The organism is Marinobacter salarius (assembly GCF_032922745.1).
Taxonomy (GTDB): domain Bacteria; phylum Pseudomonadota; class Gammaproteobacteria; order Pseudomonadales; family Oleiphilaceae; genus Marinobacter.
Map to the genome: position 1 here is coordinate 1814823 of NZ_CP136693.1, position 23481 is coordinate 1838303.

The window sequence follows — 23481 nt, forward strand, 5'->3', positions numbered from 1 at the left end:
AAGTGGTCATTATCAGAATGTTGATCGTGGTCTTTTCGGCGCTGATATTCGCTGGAACATGGGGCACCGCCAATGCGCAGCAAAGCGTGGAGTCGCAGGACACCAACGTCATCAAGGTGACGTCGCCCAGACTTGAGAGAGAGCTCTACGAGACCCCTGCAGCGGTTTCCGTGACCAATGCACCGGATATCCGCGAGGGCCAGCAAAGGCTGCAATTGGACGAGTCCCTGGACACCGTCCCCGGGCTGTTCTTCCAGAACCGCTACAACTTCGCCCAGAACCTGCGGCTGTCCACCCGCGGTTTTGGCGCCCGGGCACCGTTCGGCATTCGCGGCATTCGCATCCAGGTGGATGGTATCCCCTACACTCTGCCGGACGGCCAGTCGCAGATTGACGCGGTGGATCTGGACTCGGCCCAGCGTATTGAGGTGATTCGCGGGCCGTCGTCGGTTCAGTACGGTAACGCCTCCGGTGGGGTGATCGACATTACCACGGCCCGTGGAGACGAAATGCCGCCGGGCGCGCGCCTGCGTCAGGATGTGGGAAGCAACGACTATTACAAGACCACGTTTCAGGCCAACGGAAGTGAGGGGGCTTCCAGTGGCATAGCAACGATGTCCTGGCTCAACTACAACGGCTACCGCGACCAGAGCGAGGTTGAAAAAGGCCTGTTCAATGGGCGGTTGTCCCACGAATGGGGAGATGGGCAGCGCCTGACCGCCACGCTCAATGCTCTGCACACGCCAAAAGCGGAAGACCCGGCCGGCCTGACAGCGAGCCAGGTGGAGCAGGATCGTCGCCAGGCGACAGCCAATGCCGAACGGCTTGACGCCGGCCAGGACGTTGACCAGCAGACGCTGGGGTTGCTGTATGAAACCGCCGAGATGGGTACTGGGGACCTGGCCGTTAGTACCTTTTTCACGCACCGTGATTTTGCCCAGCAACTGCCGTTTCCCGGCCCCAGCCGAATTGCCTACGACCGGCAGTTCTACGGCGTCAGTACGGATTACCAGCAAGGCAGCGAGGTCGCGGGCCTTGCGCTGACCTGGGTGGTGGGCGCTGACCTCCATCGCCAGGTTGATGAACGCCGTCGCTATTCGGTGTCGTTTAACGGTGATGTCACCGGACAAACCCAGGACGAAACCCAGAACGGCACTACCGCTGCGGTGTTTGCCCAGGGTGACCTGGCATTGACGGAGCGCCTCAACGTGTCTCTGGGCACCCGGTTTGATCGCCTGCGGCTATCGGTGGACGATCACAGGACCAGCGACGGCGACGATTCCGGCAGCCGCACCTATCGGGAATTCAGTGGTTTTGCGGGAGTCAGCTATCGGTTGGCGCCACGCCAGCAGTTCTACGCCACGGTGGGCACGGCCTTTGAAGCGCCCACCTTCACGGAGTTTGCCAATCCCGACGGCAGCGGTGGCTTCAACCCCGACATTGAGCCCCAGCAGGCGCTTAACCGGGAAGTCGGTATACGCGGCGGCCTGGGGCAGGGGGTCCGTTACGACCTGGCACTGTTCTCCATTCGAGTGGACGACGAAATCCTGCCCTACGAGATCAATAATCGAACCTTTTACGAAAACGCCGGCCGCACGGAACGGAATGGGGTAGAGCTCGGCCTGAAGTGGGATATCTCCTATACCTGGCGGGTAACCAGTGCCGTGACCCTCGCGGACTACACGCTTAAGGACTTTACCGACGAGCAGGGCAATGACGCCGATGGCAATCGCCTGCCGGGGTTACCGCAGGAGCAATGGGTTACGGAAGTGGAGTGGCGTGGTGACGGGCAACGGTTTGCTGCCCTGGAGTGGCAGTACGTGGGTGACCTGTACGCTGAGAACAGCAACCAAACCAGGGTCAGCGATTACTGGCTGCTGGGGATTCGGGCCGGTGACAGCGTTCGCGTGGGCAGTCAAAAATTCAGCGTCTACGGCGGTATCCGCAATCTTCTGGATGAGGACTACTTCAGCAATATCCGCATTAATGCCAACGCGGACAGGCCCATAGAAGACCGGGGCTACTATGAGCCTGCGCCCGGCAGAACCTTTTATGCCGGGCTGGAGTGGGCATTCTGATGATCAATGGCCGCGACTAATCCGCGTCATCCAGCTCCCGTTGCGGGCAGTGGCATTCTTCCATGACCACGCCGTTTTCGACGCTTTCCAGGTGGACATCAAAGCCCCACAAACGATGCACGTGGCGAAGAACCTCGTCAGTGTCGTCGCCAAGTGGAACCCGGTCGACGGGAATATGCCGCAGGGTGAGTGAACGATCCCCCCTGACATCCACGTTCCATACCTGAATATTCGGTTCTCGGTAGCTCAGGTTGTATTGCCGTGCCAGCTTTTCGCGCAGGTTACGGTAGCCCGGGTCATCGTGAATGGCGGTGATCCGATAGACGTCCTCTTCGTCATCGTTCTGAATGGCAAAGAATTTCAAATCTCTCATCACCTTTGGAGACAGGAACTGCTGGATAAAGCTTTCGTCCTTGAAGTTCTTCATGGCGAAGTGCAGGGTTTCCAACCAGTCAGAACCGGCAAAGTCCGGAAACCACTCGCGGTCCTCGTCGGTGGGATTCTCACAGATCCGACGCAGATCGGTAAACATCGAAAAACCCAGGGTGTAGGGGTTGATGCCCGAATACCAGGGGCTGTCAAAAGGCGGTTGGTAAACCACGGCCGTATGACTTTGCAGGAACTCCATCATGAAACCGTCGTTCACCAAGCCCTTGTCGTACATTCTGTGTAGCAGGGTGTAGTGCCAGAAGGTGGCCCAGCCCTCGTTCATGACCTGGGTCTGGCGTTGTGGGTAGAAGTATTGGCCCAGTTTGCGAACGATACGGATGATTTCCCGCTGCCAGGTTTCCAGCAGCGGTGCATTCTTTTCGATGAAGTAGAGAATGTTCTCTTGCGGTTCTTCCGGATAGCGCTGCTTGCGCTTGACGGGGTCGTCGTCCTCGCCCATCTTCGGAATGGTACGCCACAGGTCATTCAGCCTGCGTTGCTGGTACTCTTCCCGTTCTTTTTGCCGGCGTGCCTCCTCTGCCGCAGAGATCGGCGCCGGGCGCTTGTAGCGGTCGACCCCGTAGTTCATCAGGGCATGGCAGGAGTCCAGGATTTCCTCCACGGCATCCAGCCCGTAGCGTTCCTCACATTCCGATACGTAGTGACGGGCAAACACCAGATAATCGATGATTGCGCTGGCATCCGTCCAGGTGCGGAACAGATAATTCCCTTTGAAGAAAGAGTTGTGGCCATAGGACGCATGAGCAATCACCAACGCCTGCATGGGCAGGGTGTTTTCCTCCATCAGGTAGGCAATGCAGGGATCGGAGTTGATCACGATCTCGTAGGCAAGGCCCATCTGCCCCCGCTGATACCCTTTTGAGGTAGACAGGAACTGCTTGCCGAAGGACCAGTGGTGGTAGCCCACGGGCATGCCGACGGAGCTGTAGGCGTCCATCATCTGTTCGGCGCTGATCACCTCCACCTGGTTGGGGTAGGTGTCGAGGCCGAACTCTGCCGCGCATTTGGCGATTTCCTTGTCGTATTTCTCGATCAGCGGGAAGGTCCACTCGGAACTGGTGGATATGGGTTCCCGGGTTTTCGGCTCGTTGGGTCTGTCGATGGTGTCAGTCATGCGGCTTTCCTCTCGAACAGCTGGCGGAAGACCGGATAAATTTCACCAGGATCGGCAATCTGCTGCAGCGCGAAGCTCTGCGGGAACCGCTCCTGAATCTTCTCGTATTCGTACCACAGCATCTGGTGATCCTGGGGCGTGATCTCCACATAGGCGTAGTACTGCACCAAAGGCAGGATGCTGTCGGCCAGCAACTTGCTGCAGATGGGAGAGTCATCGTTCCAGTTGTCACCGTCCGAAGCCTGGGCGGCATAGATGTTCCACTCCGCAGGGGAGTAGCGGGACTCGATGATCTTGTGCATCAGTTTCAGAGCACTGGATACGATCGTGCCGCCGGTTTCCCGGGAGTAGAAGAACTCTTCCTCGTCCACTTCCTTGGCGCTGGTGTGGTGGCGGATGAAGACCACTTCGATCTTCTTGTAGTTCTTCTTCAGGAACAGATACAGCAGAATAAAGAAGCGTTTGGCGATGTCCTTGTGCATCTGGGTCATCGACCCGGACACATCCATCAGGCAAAACATCACGGCGCTGGTGGCCGGTTGTGGCTTCTTGATGTGCTGGCGGTAACGCAGGTCAATCTCGTCAATGAACGGAATGCGCCGGACATTGGCCTTGAGATCGGCAATTTCATCCTCCAGGGCTTTGATCTGGTCCTCGTGGCTGAACGCCGGGTCCAGATCCTCCGGTGCACTTCTCAGTGCGGCCAGCTCTTCCTCCATTCGGCGGATTTTCTTGCGGCGCGCGCCACCGAGGCCAAGGCGTCGGGCATGGGCGCCCCGCAATGAGCGAACCACGTCCAGCTTGGCGGGGATGCCCTGGGTTGAAAAACCGGAGCGAACGTATTTGAACGCCTCGGTGTCTTTCAGTTTTTTACGGGCGAGATTGGGAAGCTCCAGATCATCAAACAGAAAGTCGAGGAACTCTTCCTGGGTGATCTGGAAGGCGAACTCATCCATGCCTTCGCCATCCGGGCTGGCCTGGCCTTGTCCCTGGCCTCCGCCGCCACCTCCCGGAGGTTTGGGCACAGTGTCACCGGTGACGAACTCCTTGTTGCCCGGATGCACCATCTCCCGTTTGCCGCCCTGGCCATGGTGGAAAATCGGTTCGTCAGTATCCCTGGACGGAATACTGACATTCTCGCCACGCTCAATATCCGTAATGGAGCGCCGATGAACCGCGTCCGCCACTGCCTTCTTGATATGATGGCGGTAACGGCGCAGGAAACGTTCCCGGTTTACCGCGCTCTTGTTCTTGCCGTTCAGTCGCCGGTCGACTACGTGAGTCATACCCATAGTTTCACTCCAGTTCAGCGTATGAAGGCTGACTTATTGAGACTTACGAACCCGCAGGTACCATTCCGCAAGGAGACGGACCTGTTTCTCCGTGTAGCCTCGATCGACCATACGTTCGACGAACTGCTTGTGCTTGTTCTGATCCTCCTGGCTGGCCTTCGGATTGAAGGAAATAACCGGCAGCAGGTCCTCGGTATTGGAGAACATTTTCTTCTCGATCACGCTGCGCAGTTTTTCGTAGCTGAGCCAGGACGGGTTGCGACCCTGGTTGTTCGCCCGTGCCCGCAACACGAAATTGACCACCTCGTTACGGAAGTCTTTCGGGTTACTGATGCCGGCCGGTTTCTCGATTTTCTCCAGTTCGTCGTTAATGGACGAGCGGTCGAGAATTTCTCCGGTTTCCGGATCACGGTATTCCTGATCCTGAATCCAGAAGTCGGCATAGGTGACGTAGCGATCGAACAGGTTCTGGCCGTATTCGCTGTAGCTTTCGAGGTAAGCCGTCTGGATTTCCTTGCCAATAAACTCAACGTAGTGAGGCGCCAGGAACTCCTTGATAAACCGCAGGTAGCGGTCGTGGGTCTCGGCCTGGAATTGTTCCTGCTCGATCTGTTTTTCCAGCACATAGAGCAGATGAACCGGGTTTGCGGCTATTTCCGTGGTGTCGAAGTTGAAGACCTTGGACAGAATCTTGAATGCGAAACGGGTGGACAGTCCGTCCATACCCTCGTTTACGCCGGCTGTATCCCGGTATTCCTGAATCGATTTAGCTTTCGGGTCGGTGTCCTTGATGTTCTGGCCATCGTAAACCCGCATCTTGGAAAAGATACTGGAGTTTTCCGGCTCTTTGAGCCGCGACAGGATGGAGAACTGCGCCAGCATATCCAGGGTGTCCGGTGCGCAGGGGGCGCCGGAGAGGGAACTGTCGCGCAGCAATTTGCGATAGATATCAATCTCTTCCGTCACCCGCAGGCAGTAGGGCACCTTGACGATGTATACCCGGTCAAGGAAGGCCTCATTGTGCTTGTTGTTACGGAAGGTCTGCCACTCGGACTCGTTGGAGTGGGCCAGGATAATACCGTCGAACGGCACGGAGCCCATGCCTTCGGTGGTGTTGTAGTTGCCTTCCTGGGTGGCGGTGAGCAACGGATGCAGCACCTTGATGGGCGCCTTGAACATTTCCACGAATTCCATCAGGCCCTGGTTGGCCTTGCACAGGCCGCCGCTGAAGCTGTAGGCGTCCGGGTCATCCTGGGAGAAGTCTTCCAGCATGCGGATATTCACCTTGCCTACGAGGGCGGAGATGTCCTGGTTATTGTCATCACCCGGCTCGGTCTTGGATACACCCACCTGGTCCAGTACCGACGGGTACATCTTGACCACACGGAACTGACTGATGTCGCCGCCATACTCGTGCAGGCGTTTTACCGCCCAGGGCGACATGATGGACTTGAGGTAGCGGGGCGGGATGCCGTATTCCTCTTCCAGAATGCTGGCATCCTCGGCTGGATCGAACAGGCCTAGTGGCGACTCGTTAACGGGTGACCCTTTGATCGCATAAAAGGGCACTTTCTGCATCAGTGACTTGAGTTTTTCAGCGAGCGAGGACTTGCCGCCACCGACGGGGCCGAGCAGGTAGAGGATCTGTTTCTTCTCTTCCAGGCCCTGGGCAGCGTGGCGGAAGAAGGAGACAATGTTTTCCACGGCTTCTTCCATGCCATAGAACTCGGAGAATTCCGGGTAACGCTTGATCACCTTGTTGGAAAAGATACGTGACAGCCGGGAGTCACGGGATGTGTCGATATGTTCCGGCTCGCCAATGGCCAGTAACATCCTCTCTGCGGCAGTGGCGTATGCCGCCGGGTCCTTTTTGCAGATCTCCAGGTATTCCTCAAGAGTGTATTCTTCTTCTTGAGTTGCTTCATACCGGTCTTTGAAATGCTGCATTATGCTCATAGATGGCCCCTCGCTTGCTCTCTTGCCATGAAAAGACAGCTTTTAGTTCACACAATATCCCCGTTGCTGTTGGGTCCGCCGCTCCAGGCGGTCGTTATGGTTATGGGTGGAAGTATAGGGAGTAACAGACCGATTTACGCCGACGCGTTTATGTCGGTCTTGTTACTGTGAGCTTAGTTCAAGCTTCGGGACTTGGACAGGCGTAAAAGCGTTAAGGTTCATTAAATTGTGTATCAGCGCTTTCTGAGACGGAACACGCTCTCCGTCGCGCCAGCAAGCCCTTTACGCTTGGTAAACGGGTGATCTTTTGCCAGTGTATTGGTGAGTATGTGTTCGATCTCGTAATCAGCGGAGTATAGTTTCAGTACTTCTTTGTCACTGACATTGAACGGCGGGCCCTTGATGTCGGTGTCGTAGTCCAGGGTGATCAGAAGTATGCGGGTGCCATCCGGAATCACAGCGGTCAGGTGGTCGACATAATCCTGGCGCATGTGGGGTGGCAGGGCGATCAGGGCGGCACGGTCGTACACCAGTCGGGCGTGCTTCAGGTCCTCCGGCACCAACTGGAAAAAGTCGCCGCACCAAAGCTGGAGATCGTCGTGGGCGAATTTCGTGAAGGGCTCACCCGGGTGAACCTTCGCTTTCTCCTGGCCCTCTTCGAAAAAATCCTTGCAGGCAACCTCGCTCAATTCCACGCCGATGACAGCGTGGCCGCGGTCATGGAGCCACCACATGTCATGAGCTTTGCCGCACAGGGGAACGAGCACGGCGCCGATACCATTGCCGGCAAGTTCTGGCCAGTGGTCATGGAGGTACTGATTAACGGTGCCTTCGTGGAAGCCGATTTCTTTCTTGGCCCAGCGTTCGTGCCAGAACTGATGTTCCATGAGTGTTCCCCTTTTCGCCAATTGGAGGTTTAGCTCAGTCTAACTTAATCTGGGGCTCTGTTGGTCGGTCAAAAAACTCACGAATAAGGAACGACGAATGAAAGCCGTATTTCTGGACGCAGACACGCTGGGTAAAGATGTGGACCTTTCGCCGATTGAGGCAGTGACCGGGGAGATGATCAAACATCCGCGAACGTCCTCCTCGCAAGTGCAGGAGCGCATACGGGGATTCGACACGGTGTTGGTGAATAAGGTTGTGCTGTCGCGGGAGCACTTTGAGGCCAGCCCGGAGCTGAAAACGGTTGCGGTGGTGGCGACGGGGCTGAACAACATTGATAAGGACGCAGCGAAAGACCACAACGTAACGGTGATGAACGTGACCAACTACGGCCGCTCCACCGTGGCGCAGCACACCATGGCGTTGATTCTCGCGCTGGCCACGCGCTTGGTGGATTATGACAAGGACGTGCGGGCCGGGCGCTGGGGGCAAAGCTCGATGTTCTGCCTGATGGATCATCCCATCATGGAACTGGAAGGGCGCACGCTGGGGGTTGTCGGCTATGGCGACCTTGGGCAGGGCGTTGTTGAGCGCGCAAAGGCATTCGGGATGAATATTGTGCTTGGCGCCAGGCCCGGCCAGGCAACTGGTGAGGTGGACGGTTACCCCCGCATTCCCCTGGATGAGCTGCTGCCCAAAGTGGATGTGCTGTCGCTTCATTGCCTGCTGACGGATGACACCCGGAATATGATAGGCGCCCGCGAACTGAAGATGATGAAAAAGGAGGCGCTGCTGATCAACACCAGCCGTGGCGGCCTGGTGGACGAGCAGGCACTGGCGGATGCCCTGCGAGGAGGGACCATTGGCGGTGCCGGCTTTGATGTGCTGACGGAGGAGCCGCCTCGAAATGGCAATCCGCTGTTGGCGGATGATATTCCGAACCTGATTGTGACGCCGCATTCGGCCTGGGCGAGTCGGGAGGCGCGGCAACGAATCGTCGATATTACGGCGCGTAACCTCTCTTCGCTGGTCTGATTTTCTGACGGTTTTCCCGGGTACGCCCCCTCACTCCCCCTTGAAAAGTTCGCAGCCGTATGACGCGGCTGCGGTTCCTCCCCGCCTAAACTCCCTGTGAAATGCCCCCGATAGGGGGCATGCGTTTCACCAACGCTCAAACAATAACAACAGGGCGATACCTATGATCAGACCCCACCTGGCTCTTGTGCTTTCCTGTGTTTTCTTTTCCGCGCCGGTGTTCTCTTTTGAACGCGGTGAACTGCTTATCTGGATCAACTCCGACAAGGGGTATGAAGGACTGGCTGAGGTCGGCCGGCGCTTCGAAGCCGAAACCGGCATTCAAGTGACTGTGGAGACGCCGGACGATCTCACCTCCGAGTACGACCATTACGGCTATTCCTCCAAGGCTCCGGATATCGTGATCTGGCCCCATGATCGTTTTGGCAGCTGGATCAATGAGGGCCACCTGCGCCCCATCGAGCCATCCGGGCAGGTGCGTGAGGCCATTGCACCCTTCGCCTGGCAAGCGGTTTCCGTGGGCGATCGGGTGTACGGCTACCCGATTGCCATGGAAGTGGTCAGTCTGCTCTACAACAAGGACCTTATTTCAGAGCCGCCCGCCACGCTGAAAGGCGTGAAAGCTGAGCATCAACGGCTGAGCGCACAGGGTATTGAGGCCATCTCCTGGGACTACAAGAATGTGTATTTTTCCTGGCCCGTGTTCGCCGGATCCGGTGGGTACAGTTTCGGCCTGGAAAACCAGGTCTACGACCTTTCCGATGTCGGCGTGGACACAGATGGTGCTGTGGATGCCGTGGCAGGCATAAAAGACTTGCTGGATTCCGGTGTGCTGTCGGCAGGCGCGGATTACGGCACCATGATGAACGGATTCAAAACTGGCCAGACAGCGATGATCATCAACGGTCCCTGGGCCTGGAGTGAGATACGGGACGCCGGTATCAACGTGGGCATTGCCGACGTGCCCACTGTCAGTGGCGATCCCGGAAAACCCTTTGTGGGCGTACTGGCCGCCGGGATCAGCGCGGTGTCCACCAACCACGAACTGGCCCGTCGGTTCATGGAGGACTACCTGCTGACCGAATCCGGCCTGCACGCCGTGAATGACGACAAGCCCCTTGGCGCCGTGGCCCACCTGGATGTGGTGAAAACCCTCAGCGAAGACCCGTTTATTGACCATACCTTCCGTTCCGCCAGTCGTGGGGAAATCATGCCCAACATTCCTGAAATGAAACGCTTCTGGGATCTGATGACCATCCGTTTTGATGGCATGTTGGCCGATGATTACCCCATAGCGTCCACGCTCAAGGAGGCCGCAGGCAGGCTTGAGCGGCTGGATGACATGCGGGGCTGGACGCGCCGGCATTACGTTACTGATTGACTGGTTTCAACGGATGGTAACGTGCTACTGAGCCGAAACCGCTAGTAAAAGCCACACAATACGCCATACTTTGTTGTGAATTGGTATCTGACTGATAATCTGTACAAAACACTGGCAAACAGGACGTTGTGTGGCTTCATTTCAATTCAAAGATCGGCTTCAGGCTGCGGAAACCTGGATTCTCGCCAATCCCAATCCACCGCAACACTGGCCATGGACCTGGCTGTATAAAACCGGGCGAACGGCCTATGCGCTGGTGCGGGACGTCGTCAGTGGCAACCTGACGCTCCACGCCATGAGCCTGGTGTATACCACTCTGCTCAGTATTGTGCCGTTGCTGGCGCTGAGCTTTTCAGTGCTCAAGGCGCTGGGCGTGCACCAGCGTATGGAGCCCTTCCTGTTCCAGTTCTTTCGGCCCATGGGCCCGCAAGGCGTCGAGATTGCCGAGCAGATTCTGGGCTTTGTGGATAACATGAAAGTGGGTGTGCTCGGCTCGGTCGGCCTGGCACTGCTGGTTTATACGGTGGTGTCGCTGGTGCAGAAAATCGAGCGTTCTTTCAATATGATCTGGCGGGTGCCGGACATGCGCTCAATGGCCCAGCGCTTCAGCAATTATCTCAGCGTTATTATGGTGGGGCCGTTGTTGATGGTGTCGGCTATCGGTATCAGTGCCACCATTTTCTCGTCGGCGTTCGTGCAGTCGCTGATGGAAATCGAACCGCTCGGTTCGATGATTGTCTTCGCCACCCGTTTCACCCCGTTCATGTTAGTGGTTGGGGCATTCACCTTCGTGTACGTGTTTATCCCCAACACCCGAGTGAAGCTTCGCTATGCGTTCATCGGTGGCCTGGTGGCGGGTATATCCTGGCAGGCGGCGGGTATGCTGTTTGCGTCGTTTGTCGCCGGTTCCGCCAAGTACGCTGCCATCTATTCCAGTTTCGCCATTGGCATCATCCTGTTGATCTGGGTGTACCTCAACTGGATGATTCTGCTGCTGGGCTCCAGCATTGCCTTCTATCTCCAGAACCCGGGCTCGGTGGCCAAACGCCGCCAGGTACGGTTGTCGCCGGAACTTCTGGAAAAAACCGGGCTGGCGTTGATGTGGCTGGTGGCAAAACCCTTCAGCGAAGGTCGGCCAGCGCCTCAGCAGGAAGCGGTTGAGCAGCAACTCAGGGTGCCGGGGGAGGTGACCCGTGGTATCAGTGACAAGCTGATCCGCGCCCAACTGCTGACATTGGCCGGTCGCAACGGCGATTGCCTGGCCCCGGGCCAGTCCCTTGAGAGGATTACTGTTGGCAGCGTGCTGGAAGCCATACGTCATGATGAGGATCGGGTGGCTGACCGTTTACCCTATGCTGTGCCGAGCCATCTGATGGAGCGCCCTCCGGAACACGAATCGGTGTCCTTCGCCGAACTGCTGAAGCAGGAAGGGGGTTACGGAGAAAAAACCTAGGCGCGGGTTTTTGCACCAGCCTCCAGGGTATCGAGGATCACCTTGCGCACCCGTGTAAACTGTTCCCTCGAGATGTGAGTAATCCGCAATACGTCGTCTTCCGGCATGTTGCGCTGGTGGGCATGGCGTAACACCTCCCGGGTGCCGATGATGATGCCATCGTTCAACGGGGTGTGCTGCTGCCTCGGGGCCGGTCGTTCCGCCGCCAGAAGCTGGGCGTGGTATTTAGGCGGCAGGTTCCATTCATTGGCCAGCAATTGCGATGTGGCCCATTGGTGGCGTGAAAGGGCGATATGGATCAGCGAGGGTGGCGGTTCCACCATTCCAGATTCCGTTCTGCAAACGCGCAGCAACTCCCTTCGTAGCGTGATGTAGGACAACGCTGGCAGTAAGCCCGCCATGAAATAGACGCTGCTATCCTGGCCCTGAATCTTGGCAATCAGTTCCGCACTGCGGGCACAGGTGAGCCCCCAGCGCCATACCCGTTGTGCGAAGAGCGCTTCCCGACTGTTCCGCGCCGCCATCATCGGCCGCATGATGGCGGCGGAAACGACGTTACGAATACCGTCCATGCCCAGGACAAAGACCGCCTGGTCCACCGAGTCGATGGTTTGGTCGCTGGTACGGAAGTAAGGGCTGTTGGCAATTTGCAGCAACTGGTCGGTCAACGCGGGGTCATTGAGAATGATCTCCGTCAGTTGGTTACGGCCGGTGTTGGCATCGGAGAGTGCCCGCATCAGCATTGGCAGCGTCATGGGTTGGCGCGGTAACTCGTCCAGTTCACCATTGGCGATTCGCCAGCGCAGTTTTTCCAGAACCTCATCCCATTGCCCGGCCTCTGATCGCAGCGCGACGGGAGGCGAGTCAAGGAGCCAGCAAAACAGGTACTCTTCCAACTGGTCAATCAGGGCCGGGTCTATGTCCGGGCTGTCGTCTGTCGCAACAACCGGGTTGAGCAGGCGGGGTTCAGATACTGTTGTGGTTGCGTTTGTTGGTTTGTCGGACGAAAAAAGTCCTGAAATCCAGGAAAAAAAGCCTGGCATCCGATGCCTCCGGGAAAAGAATAGTCGCCGGGAAATACATGCCCGTACTCTATGAGTATAGAATGAGCTGGCGGCTATGCCCAGTGCTAAGCGCTATAACCGCAGGCTTTATGGCGCTGAGGCATCAGAAAACTGAGCCACCGAAGACGAACACCAATTGGCAGATACCGGCGGCGAAGCCCAGGAAGGCGCCCACCAGTATCAGTTTGATCTCGTCTTCCTGGAAGCAGGGCCGAAGAAGATCCTGAAACTCCTCAGACGAGAGGGCAATCATGCGCTCCACCATGATGCTTTCCACGGCCCTTGCCCGGTCGGTTTCGAACACCGGGTTATTGAAGGAGGTTTGCGATATTTCGATGGCTTTTTTGCCGACCTGGTTCTTTAGGGTTGCAAAGCCTGTTGGTCCAAACGCCATCTGGGTCAGAGCCTTGCCCATGCCGGCGGTTTCGTCGACCAGGGGTTTGATGTGCTTTTTGACCATGTTGCGGGCCCGGTCGCCCTTAGAGCCTTCCAGTATGGCGTTGATGATGTTACCAACGGTGAGAATTTCGTGGGTAACGATGTGGCAGAAGGATTCGGCGACTTCCTGCTGGCGTTTGAGGAACAGCCCCTGAAGTCGGACAGGGCCGACTTTCTTTTCATGCAGCGGGCGGAAGATTACGTTTAGTGCAATCCAATTGGTGGCCCAGCCCACCATCAGGCCGAAGAAAGGCAGTACCCACCAGCTTTGGTAGAAATACCAGACGGTCATCTGAACCAGGCCGAACAGGAAGCCGAAGTAAAAGCCGGAGTTGATGATGAAACGGAACTCCACTTCCCCACACTCGATGAAAATCCGGTTCAGCAGTCGTTTGTCCTTGGCCAGGCGTTCGATGACCATGCTTTTGATGTCGAGAAGGTCTTCGATGTTGTCGGAAACGTCACCGACCAGGTTGTCCACCAGTTGTGGGGTAGATTTACGTACCCGGTCATAGACCATGTTCCTGGCGGAGGAGGGCAGGTTTTCCCAAAAGGTGGGGTATTCCCTGAGCATGAGTTCGTCGACGTATTCTTCGGTGCGGGGTTCGACGGTGTAGATGATGTGGGCGGCGAGTACCTGAGGGTCGATCTGCTGGAAAATTTCCCGCACCGTGCCGATTTTGGAGATGGTGGCGTCGACGCTGATGGCGGCCATCTTTCGAGCCTTGGAGGGGATGATGCCCTGCCAGCCCAGTAGCGGAGGCTTGCCGACGAATTCCAGCGGGTAGAAGGTCATTTTGATGGCCAGCCAGTTCGTGGTCCAGCCGATCAGGGCGGCAATGACCGGGATACTGAGGTATTGCCAGAATTCTGGGTTGCTTAGCAGGCTTGTCATCCGGTGTTCGCTTTTTGGGTTCTGGAGTTTGCTGCATTACGGGGAGGCCTTTCCAAAACACGCTCCTTGCGGCACATCCCTGTGGCGCTTGGGCTCCGCCATCCATGGCTCCGCACAGTTTTGGAAAGGCCTCCCCGTAATGCAGCCCCGACTACAGAGCTATCCTCAACAGACTTATCACTCGACAGGGATAATGTTGTCGGGGGCCGGCTCTGTCAATGACTTGCGCGCCAGATTGAGATGGCGGCACAGTCGGTAGGCTCAACCGCCGATATCGCCCCACAACCACTGACACAGTGCCATGGCGGCAACCGGGGCGGTTTCGGTTCGTAGAACGCGGGGGCCGAGGGCAACGGGGAGGAAGCCGGCGGTTTCGGCGGCGGTGATTTCGTCCGGGCTGAGGCCGCCTTCGGGGCCGATCATTAACGCGACGCGGGCGGGTTTGGCCAGGGTGTCCAGGGATTGTTCGGTGCGGTGGTGTAGGACCAGGCGCAGGTCACAGTCCTGGGTGTGGTCGAACCAGTCGGGCAGTGCCATCACGGGCAAAATCTCAGGCACCCGGGCGCGGCCACACTGTTCGGCAGCGCTGATAGCAACGGATTGCCAGTGGCGCAGGCGTTTGTCTTCACGGTCGCCTTTGAGTTTGACGTCGCAGCGTTCGGTGGTGAGAGGGACGAGGCGGGTAACGCCCATTTCCACAGCTTTCTGAACGGCGTAGTCCATACGGTCGCCTTTGGAGAGGGTCTGGCCGAGTACGATCTCCAGGTGGGACTCGGTGGCATTGGCGGACGGCGTTCCTACCTCGACCGACACGTGTTTCTTGCCGGCCTCGGTGATGGTGGCGGGGTAGTCGTTGCCGTCGCCATTGAACAGCAGCAGCTCCTGGCCGGGCTGCATGCGCAGCACACGGCCGACGTGTTGCGCTGCATTGTCGTCCAGGCCGGCCGTGGCGCCTTCACTCAGGGGTGAGTCGGTGTAGATGCGGGGGATGCGCATGGTGTTTGTCAGTCCCGTACGGCGATTTCGATGCCTTCTGTGGCCACTTGGGCCAGGTGGCGGATCTGTTCTTCGGTGATCACGTAAGGGGGCATAAAGTAGACTACGTTACCCAGTGGCCGCAATAGCGACTGGCGGGTGAGCGCATGCTGGTATACGCGGATGCCGCGTCGCTCCTGCCAGGGGAAGGGCTCTTTGGTGGCTTTGTTTTTCACCATTTCCACCGCCAGGGTCATGCCGTGCTGGCGGATGTCTCCCACGTTGGGGTGGTCCGCCAGATGCGCGACGGAGTCTGCCAAGCAGGTGCTCAGGCGTTTGTTGTTTTCGATGACGTTGTCATCGCGGAAGATGTCCAGGGTGGCCAGGGCAACGGCACAGCCGATGGGGTTGCCGGTATAGCTGTGGCTGTGCAGGAAGGCTTTCAGGGTTTCGTAATCGTCGTAGAAGGCGTTGTAGACCGTGTCCGTGGTCAACACCACCGACAGCGGCAGGTAGCCGGCAGTCAGGCCCTTCGACAGGCACATGAAATCCGGAGTGATACCGGACTGCTCGCAGGCGAACAGGGTGCCGGTGCGGCCGAAGCCAACGGCAATTTCGTCGGCGATCAGGTGCACGCCATATTTGTCGCAGGCTTCGCGCAGTTTGGTGTGGTAAATCGGATGGTGCATGCGCATGCCACCGGCGCACTGGATCAGGGGCTCCACCACCACGGCGCAGATTTCGTCGTGCTTTTCGGCCAACAGTGCGTCCATGGCCTCGAACTGCCGCAGCGCGTACTCCTCGTCGGTCTCGCCCGGCTCCTTGTTGAACGCATCCGGGGAGGGCGCCGTCATGACTTCCATCAGCAGCGGCTGATAGGTGTCCTTGTAGAGGGCAACATCGCCCAGTGCCAGTGCCCCCAGGGTTTCGCCATGGTAGCTGTTGCTCAGGTTGACGAAGTTTTTCTTGCCCGGTTTGCCCTGATTCTTCCAGTAGTGGAAGCTCATCTTGAGCGCGGCTTCAATCGCAGAAGAACCGTTGTCAGCGTAGAAACACTTGTTGAGACCTTCCGGTGTCACTTCGATAAGCCGTTCGGACAGGCTGACCACCGGCTCGTGGGTAAACCCCGCCAGGATCACATGTTCCAACTGACCAATCTGCTCCTGAATGGCGGCGTTGATTCGCGGATTCGCATGGCCGAACAAGTTGACCCACCAGGAGCTCACGGCGTCGATGTAGCGGTTGCTCTCGAAGTCCTCCAGCCACACCCCTTCGCCCCGTTTGATGGGCACCAGGGGCAAGGTGCCTTCGTGGTCTTTCATTTGGGTGCAGGGGTGCCATACGGATTTGAGGCCGCGGGCGACGAGGTCAGCGTTACGCATGATAAATCTCCGTCAGACGGTGGGGTTCTGTCAGGTTCCAACAAAAGGTCGGTTGTTAACCAGTGCGAATATTACAGTTAACATCGCCTGCTGACCACTATGCCATCCGCCGGTGACCGGCGGGCCAATGTGTGAACGAAACTCACCGCGCACAATCAGGCCATTCTTATACGGAGGCCTTTATGGAACTGGAATTGAGACATTCATACGATGCTGGCCTGGACCGGGTGCTGGGTTCGTTTTTCGACGAGGCCCATATCCAGGAGAAAAACCAGCGGCTGGGTTCGCGCAATGTGCGTATATCGGAGCTGACTCGCGACGACTTGTCCGCAAAGGTGGTGGTGGAGCGGGAAATGACGGCGTCTACCGAAGTGCCCGGTATTCTGGCCAGCTTCCACAAGGAATGGAATCGCGTGCGCCAGGAAGAGCACTGGTTCCGCAAGGACGACGGTGAATGGCACTGCGAGTTCCGGGTGAAGATCGAAGGCGTGCCGGCGAAGATCAAGGGCAACATGCGCCTGCAAGGCACTGATCAGGCCTGCATCAACTACGTCACGCTGAATGTCTGGTCTGAAGTGCCGTTACTGGGCAAGAAGATTGCGCGGTTTCTGGCGGATGATTCCCATACCAAGATCGAGAAGGAGTACAGGGTTACCAGGCAGTTGCTATAAGTGAGTTGTTGAGAGAACATCCCGCTGCCACCTTTTGGGTAGTCAACCGTGCTTAGCAGCGAATGTTTTGACCAACTCCAGCATCGCCCGCTTCGGCCAGATACAACCTTTAATTGTCTTTCCCGTGCATGGCCGCTCCGCTAACCAGGCACTGGTGCTGTGTGGCGCCAGGTCAGTAATCGAGAGATTGTCATACCAGATCTGATGTTCCAGATCCTGCTTCATCTGATTCATGGTCGCCTGCACTGAGCGGTCGCATACTGAGTCGCAAGACAGTTGTGAAATTGCGCTTGCGGCAGCCTCCATTTGTGCAGCATTAGCACCGGACTTAAGGAGTGTGTTCATCAGTGCATCGTGAAACCACCAATCCAGCTCTGCGAAGTCCGGTTTGGTTAGGCAGGTTATTAGTACTGGAAAGCGGGTGCTGTCATGAAGAAACAACACGCAGTTGCGGCGCTGGATAGTTAGTAGGTTGGCGTGCCAACTGCTCAAAGAGCTCTCCGCCTCATCATTGGCTGCTAGCGACAGTAAGGCTTTTCTTTTCAGCCGACCGGACGTATCCAGTGGCAGTTTCGCGATCAGCTTTTGGGTGCAGTGGAGGCGGATCATCGCTTTCCAGGTTTGAACGTTGCGGTTCGAATAGTGATGAAATTCGTTTCTCCGGCCCATGCCCGAGTATAGAAAGTATAGTCTTTGGGATGCGGGGCGCTCGAATCGCGGCTAATAGATGGCCCGGAATTTCTCAGCTACCTGGCCAACGCGATACATAACGTTGTTGTCCCGAGCGAGTTGATGAGCCTCAGGCTCCAAAACAGCGATCAACAGATAGTGATCGTCGTTTATTGCGCCCTGACAGTACAGAAGATGACAGTCGCTGGTCATCTGAAACTGCATCGCCCTCACAGGCCAGTTAGAGTCAGCATCCTTCAAATGAATATGCTGGACTTCCTCCTCTCGCACTATCCTGAGTGTAACATCACTGTCATAGGCTACATCACGTCCAAAATTTTCAGGGCGGTGCCCCGTTGACTTGTAATTCCTGAAGTCTTCCACCAGATCCTTTAGTTGTCCTTCCGGCATCGATTTCCCGATGATTCTGGACGTGAAAACGGCTACCACCTAGTAAATTCCTCCAAATCCTCAGGCTTGGCCTTCTCCAGCGCTTTAGCACCGCTTTGGCAGTACTCTGTCAACTCAGCCCCAGACGGCCTGAAGCGGCCGCGAAACGTCCGGGCTTCTTCCTTGTCGCCAATCAGCTTCATCATTTCTTCAAAGAGTTCGGCGCCAATAACATAGCCTGCTGGCTTGTTATGGCTCAGAACAGCAATGGGTTGATCGCCAAAATACTGCGCGGGATTGTTGCGTAACGCAGAGATGCTTACGGATTTCTCCGCCAAGATGGCGTGAGTTTCCATGACGAACCCTCTCTATAACCATGATGATTTGATCAAATAATTGCTCAAAATTTCGTGCAATTTAATAGTCATAATAATGTTGTGGTTTGGCTTTGTCAAAACCGGGAGCCTGGGAAGAAAGCGAGCGTCCGTTATTGTCTGTCGTCGGGAGGCATCCAAGAAAAAGCCCCCAGGATCGGGGGCTATGTTAGCTTAGCTCAGTGCGCCAAAACCCGGCTCAGAAACGCTTGGGTGCGTTCATTCTGCGGGTTGTCGAAGACATCTGCCGGTTTGCCTTCCTCGACAATCTGGCCTTCGTGGATGTAGATCACGCGGTCGGCCACTTCGCGGGCGAAGCCCATTTCGTGGGTGACCACCATCATGGTCATTCCTTCCTTGGCCAACTCCCGCATCACGTCCAGCACTTCGCCGATCATTTCCGGGTCCAGGGCGGAGGTGGGTTCGTCGAACAGCATCAGCCGGGGTTCCATGGCCAGTGCGCGAGCAATGGCTACGCGCTGCTGCTGGCCGCCTGAGAGCTGGCTTGGGAATTTGTCGGCCTGGCTGCCGATGCCCACGCGGTTCAGGAGCCGTTCGGCTGTGGCGTTGGCAACGGTCTCAGACGCATCCTTCACCTTTCGGGGCGCCAGCATGATGTTCTTTTTCACCGTCAGATGCGGGAACAGGTTGAATTGCTGGAACACCATGCCGACTTCCTTGCGGATTTCAGCCAGGGCTTTCGGGTTGCCACTCTTCGGGGCAAGCTCGTTGCCGTCGACCATCAGCTTGCCGGACTCGAACTCTTCGAGGCCGTTGACGCAGCGGATGAGGGTGGATTTGCCGGAGCCACTGGCGCCGATAACCACCACCACTTCGCCGGCTTCAACGGTCAGGTCAATTTCCTTGAGGACATGCAGGGTACCGAAGTACTTGTTCATGCCCTGCATTTGCACGATCTGTGTCATGGGTACCTATCCTTCAGACAGAAGCCAGTCCGCGCCGCTCTATCAGGCGGAGCACGAGTGAGAGGGAGAGGGTAATCGCGAGGTACATGATCGCCACCACGAAGTAGACCTCGAAGGCGGTAAAGGTGTTGGCGATGTACACCTGGCCCTGGCGAACCAGTTCACCCACACCGATGACCGAGAACAGTGATGTGTCCTTGATGCTCACGATCGCCTGATTGCCCAAGGGCGGAATCATGCGGCGGAAGGCCTGGGGCCAGATAATCGACCAGAAGGTCTGGGAGCGCGACAGGCCCAGCGACAGGCCGGCTTCGGTCTGGCCCTTGTCGATGGATTGCACGCCGCCCCGGACCACTTCGGAAATATAGGCGCCGGAGTTCAGGGCAATGGCGGCGATACCGGCGGTCAGCGGGTCAATCGGGCCGCCAACCAGATCGGGCAGACCGTAAAAGATAAAAAGCACCTGCACGAGAATGGGGGTGCCGCGGAAAATTTCGATGTACGCGGTTGCGGGCCAGCGAAAAAACCATTTTTTGTTGATGCTCAGCAGGCCGAAAATAATGCCCAGCACAAAACCAATGGCGAGGCCGCCAAAAGAAATAAGCAGGGTATAGGGAATACCTTTGAGCAAATAAGGAACGGCGTTGATGGCTGCCTGCCAGTCAAACTGAAACTGGAATTCCACAGTGGATGTCTCCGTTGGATGGGGAGTTACCAGCCGGGGTGTTGTACACCCCGGCTGTGGTTTTCAGTTTTACATGTCTTCCGGCATGGGGCCGAACCACTTCTCGTAGATCTTCTTGTAGGTGCCGTCTTCCTTGATGGAGGCCAGGGCTTCGTTAACGTCATCCACCCACTCACTGCCGTTTTTCAGGGCGATGCCGTACTGCTGGCCTTCATAGAGTTTGCCAACGGTTTTGACCTTGCCTTCACCGCGGGTGCTGGCGAAGTAGCCAACGTTGGGCGCATCGTAGAACACCGCGTCAACGGCGCCTGACATCAGCGCCATGTACATGTCTGAACTGCCTGGGTAGGGCGTTACGCCGTCATTCTCGTCCAGCGTCTTCATCAGGTAGTCGTAACTGGTGCTGCCGATCTTGGTGCCGATCTTCACGCTTTCCAGGTCGGAAATCTCGCCAACCTTGTCGTTGTCCTGGCGCACCAGAATTCTCAGGCCGGAATCGTAATACGGGTCGGAGAAATCAACGATTTCCTCACGCTCTTCGGTGATGGTGATCCCGGCAATGGCAATGTCCACGTTGCCTGTCTGCAGGGCTGGGATGATGCCATTGAAGTCCATGGTGTTCAGGTCGATCTCAAAGCCGGCACGGTCTGCCACTTCGCGGATGATCTCCATGTCGAAACCGATCATTTCGCCGGTTTCCTGGTCCATCATTTCGAACGGCACGAAGCTGGGGTCGGTGACGACGCGCAGGGTCTCTGCGCTGGCAGTGCCTGCGGCAACGGTAAGTGCCAATGTTGCGCCAACCGTCTTAAGCCATTTGGTGCTCATACAATCTCCTGTTTTTGCTTGTTGTCACCCGTGCGCTCGGTGGAGCGCTCCGAAAATGCAGACTGATCAAGCCAGTTCTCCCCGGGGGTGGTTAGTGGAACTACAACCACTACACTTTAGACCATCAGGAGGAGAAATGCAGGAAATCAAATGGTTGGCGGGGGTGAACCCTCTCCCATGGAGGGAGAGAGTTGGGGGAGCGTCGGGGAGAGCGGCGAAAACTTAAAACGCGATCTTCTCCCGCTCACCAATCCCCAGGTTTTTCCAGATACTCAGGCTCGGTTCCGCCTGGTTCAGGGTATAGAAGTGCAATCCGGGTGCCCCGGCAGCAATCAGTTTCGCACACATCTCGGTGACCACTTCCTCACCGAATTTGCGGATGCTGTCACTGTCGTCGCCGTAGGCCTCCAGCTGCTTGCGGATCCAGCGGGGGATTTCCGCGCCGCACATGTCCGAGAATCGGGTCAGGTTGGAGAAGTTGACGATGGGCATGATGCCTGGCACCACCGGAATGGTGACGCCCATCTTCTCCAGACGGTCGATGAAATAGAAGTAGCTGTCCGCGTTGAAGAAGTACTGGGTGATGGCGCTGTTGGCACCCGCTTCGACCTTGCGGGCGAAGTTCTTCAGGTCGTCTTCCGCGGTGCGGGCCTGGGGATGAAACTCCGGGTAGGCCGCTACTTCAATATTGAAGGTATCGCCGCTGTACTCGCGGATAAAACTCACCAGCTCATTGGCGTAACGCAGTTCACCAGCAGCGCCCATGCCGGATGGCATGTCGCCTCGCAGGGCGACGATGCGGTTGATGCCGTTGTCGCGGTAAACATCCAGCAGTTCCGCAATGCTGTCGCGGGTGGCGCCCACGCAGGACAGGTGCGGCGCGGTGGACACGCCCCGTTTGTGCAGGTCCAGTACCGTCTGCACGGTACGGTCCCGGGTGGAGCCGCCAGCGCCAAAGGTGACCGAGAAGAAATCCGGGTCAACCTCGGCCAGCGTATTGCGCACGCCCTGCAGCTTGTCCCAGCCCTTGTCGGTCTTGGGTGGAAAAAACTCAAAGCTGAAGCGACGTTTGAACTGTTTCTGGGTTTCCATGCTGCTACCTGATCAGTACTTGTAACTTTCCGGCTTGTACGGGCCTTCGACCGGTACACCAATATACTTTGCCTGCTCCGGCGTCATCTTGGTGATCACGCCACCAAAGCCTTCCACCATGGCGCGGGCCACTTCCTCGTCCAGATGTTTTGGCAGAACCTGAACGTAGATACCCTTTTCACGTGCCTCTTCCGGAAGGTCGGCAAACTTGCGCTCGAACAGATACATCTGCGCCAGCACCTGATTGGCGAAGGAACCGTCCATGATCCGTGATGGGTGACCGGTGGCGTTGCCCAGGTTCACCAGACGGCCTTCGGACAGCAGGATAAGGTGGTCGTTGGCGGCCTTGTCGCGATACACCACGTGCACCTGCGGTTTGACCTCGTCCCACTCCCAGTTCTTGCGCATGTAGGCGGTGTCGATTTCGTTGTCGAAGTGGCCGATGTTGCACACCACCGCGCCGCTCTTGATCGCCTTGAGCATGTTGGCATCACACACGTTCATGTTGCCGGTGGTGCTTACCAGCAAGTCGGTGTTCTGCAACAGCGCCTTGTCCACGCCTGCTTCGGTGCCAGTGTTGACGCCGTCGAGGTAAGGCGACACCACTTCGAAACCGTCCATGCAGGCCTGCATGGCGCAGATTGGATCGGCTTCGGTGACCTTCACGATCATGCCTTCCTGACGCAGGGAAGCGGCAGAACCCTTGCCCACATCGCCGTAGCCGATGACCAGTGCTTTCTTGCCAGACAGCAGGTGGTCGGTGGCGCGCTTGATGGCGTCGTTCAGGCTGTGGCGGCAGCCGTACTTGTTGTCGTTCTTGGACTTGGTCACTGCGTCGTTGACGTTGATGGCCGGCACCTTCAGCTTGCCGTCCCGCAGCATTTCCTGCAGGCGGTGTACGCCGGTGGTGGTTTCCTCGGTGACGCCGTGGCAGTTGGCCAGAATTTCCGGATACTTTTCGTGGAGCAGCGCCGTCAGGTCGCCGCCGTCGTCCAGAATCATGTTGGGTTCCCAGCCGTCCACGTCGGCGCCTACGGTGCGCTCGAGGCACCAGTCGTATTCTTCGTCGGTCTCACCTTTCCAGGCGAAAACAGGGACGCCACTCTCGGCGATAGCGGCGGCTGCCTGATCCTGGGTCGAGAAGATGTTGCACGATGACCAGCGCACTGTGGCGCCCAGTTCAACCAGTGTTTCGATCAGCACGGCGGTCTGGATGGTCATGTGAATGCAGCCCATGATGTTGGCGCCTTTCAGCGGCTGCTCGGTTTTGTACTTTTCACGCAGGGCCATCAGCGCAGGCATTTCGCCTTCGGCGATGTTGATTTCCTTACGGCCCCAGCCCGCGAGAGAGATATCGCGAACTTTGTAATCATCGAATTGCTTCAGTTTTTCTGCCGGAGTGCTCATGGTGTTCTCCCGTCGTATAAATAGTGGTGATGGTCGTGTGT

At 57.2% G+C, this 23481-nt stretch carries 21 protein-coding genes; 5 read left to right on the top strand and 16 right to left on the bottom strand.

All coding sequences use genetic code 11. The annotated features are described in order from the left end of the window. Positions 1 to 2: 2 nt before the first annotated feature. Positions 3 to 2078 (top strand): TonB-dependent receptor, encoded by a 2076-nt coding sequence (locus tag R1T46_RS08360; protein ID WP_317307972.1) that lies wholly within the window; start codon positions 3 to 5, stop codon positions 2076 to 2078. Positions 2079 to 2094: 16 nt separating this feature from the next. Here the strand turns inward: R1T46_RS08360 and R1T46_RS08365 are convergent, their stop codons facing one another. From R1T46_RS08365 to tmpT, 4 genes are all read right to left on the bottom strand, one after another. Beyond that, positions 2095 to 3642, bottom strand: a complete 1548-nt coding sequence (locus tag R1T46_RS08365) for a SpoVR family protein (protein WP_127401837.1) — start codon at positions 3640 to 3642, stop codon at positions 2095 to 2097. Beyond that, the gene (locus R1T46_RS08370) at positions 3639 to 4928 is read right to left on the bottom strand and encodes a YeaH/YhbH family protein (protein ID WP_208855183.1); all 1290 of its coding nucleotides are present in this window, start codon (positions 4926 to 4928) and stop codon (positions 3639 to 3641) included. The genes R1T46_RS08365 and R1T46_RS08370 overlap by 4 nt, the downstream gene beginning before the upstream one ends. A gap of 39 nt (positions 4929 to 4967) precedes the next feature. Next, positions 4968 to 6890 carry a PrkA family serine protein kinase gene (locus R1T46_RS08375; protein WP_127401836.1) on the bottom strand — a complete coding sequence of 641 codons (1923 nt, stop codon included), beginning with the start codon at positions 6888 to 6890 and terminating at the stop codon, positions 4968 to 4970. 233 nt (positions 6891 to 7123) lie between these two features. Continuing rightward, on the bottom strand, positions 7124 to 7777 hold the full coding sequence (tmpT, locus tag R1T46_RS08380) for a thiopurine S-methyltransferase (RefSeq protein ID WP_286748981.1): 654 nt from the start codon (positions 7775 to 7777) through the stop codon (positions 7124 to 7126). 97 nt (positions 7778 to 7874) lie between these two features. On the opposite strand from tmpT, the gene R1T46_RS08385 reads away from it, so the two are divergent. From R1T46_RS08385 to R1T46_RS08395, 3 genes are all read left to right on the top strand, one after another. Beyond that, positions 7875 to 8810 (top strand): D-2-hydroxyacid dehydrogenase, encoded by a 936-nt coding sequence (locus tag R1T46_RS08385; protein ID WP_317307973.1) that lies wholly within the window; start codon positions 7875 to 7877, stop codon positions 8808 to 8810. Positions 8811 to 8973: 163 nt separating this feature from the next. After that, on the top strand, positions 8974 to 10191 hold the full coding sequence (malE, locus tag R1T46_RS08390) for a maltose/maltodextrin ABC transporter substrate-binding protein MalE (RefSeq protein WP_317307974.1): 1218 nt from the start codon (positions 8974 to 8976) through the stop codon (positions 10189 to 10191). A 130-nt stretch (positions 10192 to 10321) separates the two neighbouring features. Next, the gene (locus tag R1T46_RS08395) at positions 10322 to 11644 is read left to right on the top strand and encodes a YihY/virulence factor BrkB family protein (RefSeq protein WP_317307975.1); all 1323 of its coding nucleotides are present in this window, start codon (positions 10322 to 10324) and stop codon (positions 11642 to 11644) included. Here the strand turns inward: R1T46_RS08395 and R1T46_RS08400 are convergent. From R1T46_RS08400 to R1T46_RS08415, 4 genes are all read right to left on the bottom strand, one after another. Next, positions 11641 to 12687: an HDOD domain-containing protein gene (locus R1T46_RS08400; protein WP_317307976.1), complete on the bottom strand. Its 1047-nt coding sequence runs from the start codon at positions 12685 to 12687 to the stop codon at positions 11641 to 11643. The two genes, R1T46_RS08395 and R1T46_RS08400, sit on opposite strands and share 4 nt — an antisense overlap. A gap of 124 nt (positions 12688 to 12811) precedes the next feature. Further along, positions 12812 to 14041 (bottom strand): hypothetical protein, encoded by a 1230-nt coding sequence (locus tag R1T46_RS08405; protein WP_317307977.1) that lies wholly within the window; start codon positions 14039 to 14041, stop codon positions 12812 to 12814. Positions 14042 to 14302: 261 nt separating this feature from the next. Beyond that, the gene (locus R1T46_RS08410) at positions 14303 to 15037 is read right to left on the bottom strand and encodes a 16S rRNA (uracil(1498)-N(3))-methyltransferase (RefSeq protein WP_317307978.1); all 735 of its coding nucleotides are present in this window, start codon (positions 15035 to 15037) and stop codon (positions 14303 to 14305) included. 8 nt (positions 15038 to 15045) lie between these two features. Further along, complete coding sequence (locus R1T46_RS08415) at positions 15046 to 16398, bottom strand: adenosylmethionine--8-amino-7-oxononanoate transaminase (RefSeq protein ID WP_317307979.1); 1353 nt, start codon at positions 16396 to 16398, stop codon at positions 15046 to 15048. 182 nt (positions 16399 to 16580) lie between these two features. Here R1T46_RS08415 and R1T46_RS08420 point away from each other — a divergent pair, with 182 nt between their 5' ends. After that, complete coding sequence (locus R1T46_RS08420; RefSeq protein WP_317307980.1) at positions 16581 to 17069, top strand: DUF2505 domain-containing protein; 489 nt, start codon at positions 16581 to 16583, stop codon at positions 17067 to 17069. A 42-nt stretch (positions 17070 to 17111) separates the two neighbouring features. Here R1T46_RS08420 and R1T46_RS08425 read toward each other — a convergent pair whose 3' ends face one another. The 8 genes from R1T46_RS08425 to ahcY form a co-directional block, all read right to left on the bottom strand. Then, on the bottom strand, positions 17112 to 17678 hold the full coding sequence (locus R1T46_RS08425) for a DUF6933 domain-containing protein (protein WP_317307981.1): 567 nt from the start codon (positions 17676 to 17678) through the stop codon (positions 17112 to 17114). 111 nt (positions 17679 to 17789) lie between these two features. After that, a complete protein-coding gene (locus R1T46_RS08430; protein ID WP_317307982.1) occupies positions 17790 to 18188 on the bottom strand; it encodes a type II toxin-antitoxin system YafO family toxin in 399 nt (132 codons plus the stop codon). Further along, positions 18182 to 18484, bottom strand: a complete 303-nt coding sequence (yafN, locus tag R1T46_RS08435) for a type I toxin-antitoxin system antitoxin YafN (protein WP_317307983.1) — start codon at positions 18482 to 18484, stop codon at positions 18182 to 18184. The genes R1T46_RS08430 and yafN overlap by 7 nt, the downstream gene beginning before the upstream one ends. A gap of 197 nt (positions 18485 to 18681) precedes the next feature. Next, positions 18682 to 19428, bottom strand: coding sequence for an amino acid ABC transporter ATP-binding protein (locus R1T46_RS08440; RefSeq protein WP_317307984.1), 747 nt, complete (start codon positions 19426 to 19428; stop codon positions 18682 to 18684). Positions 19429 to 19441: 13 nt separating this feature from the next. After that, a complete protein-coding gene (locus R1T46_RS08445) occupies positions 19442 to 20113 on the bottom strand; it encodes an amino acid ABC transporter permease (RefSeq protein ID WP_041334074.1) in 672 nt (223 codons plus the stop codon). A gap of 69 nt (positions 20114 to 20182) precedes the next feature. Then, entirely contained in the window at positions 20183 to 20941 is a 759-nt protein-coding gene (locus tag R1T46_RS08450) for a transporter substrate-binding domain-containing protein (protein ID WP_317307985.1), read from the bottom strand. Between the two features lie 222 nt (positions 20942 to 21163). Beyond that, positions 21164 to 22033 (bottom strand): methylenetetrahydrofolate reductase [NAD(P)H], encoded by an 870-nt coding sequence (metF, locus tag R1T46_RS08455; RefSeq protein WP_317307986.1) that lies wholly within the window; start codon positions 22031 to 22033, stop codon positions 21164 to 21166. A 12-nt stretch (positions 22034 to 22045) separates the two neighbouring features. Next, entirely contained in the window at positions 22046 to 23440 is a 1395-nt protein-coding gene (gene ahcY, locus R1T46_RS08460) for an adenosylhomocysteinase (RefSeq protein WP_317307987.1), read from the bottom strand. Positions 23441 to 23481 lie beyond the last annotated feature (41 nt).